Origin of the sequence: Psychromonas aquatilis (assembly GCF_038155185.1) — a bacterium.
In the GTDB taxonomy this organism is placed as follows: domain Bacteria; phylum Pseudomonadota; class Gammaproteobacteria; order Enterobacterales; family Psychromonadaceae; genus Psychromonas; species Psychromonas aquatilis.
The window spans coordinates 1-212 of sequence record NZ_JBAKAZ010000427.1; the positions used below are offsets into that span (position 1 = coordinate 1).

At 42.9% G+C, this 212-nt stretch carries 1 protein-coding gene; it reads left to right on the top strand.

The window, feature by feature from the left end:
* On the top strand, positions 1-212 hold a 212-nt coding region (locus V6256_RS16040), incomplete at both ends, for a magnesium transporter (protein WP_341599192.1).

The following is a 212-nucleotide window of genomic DNA, read 5'->3' on the forward strand; positions in this document are numbered from 1 at the left end:
ATTTGTTATTCGAGGGATTGGTGTAGGGCATATTTGCAGTAGCAACACACGCTGGTTAATAGGTAAAGAAGCCGCTATAGGGTTTCTCAATGGTTGCATTTGGGCCTTTCTTGTTGCTACTGCAGTCGTACTATGGAAAGGAGATATACAGGTGGGTTATATCATCGCTGGTGCAATGTTTATCATCTTATCAATAGCCGGTATTGCTGGTG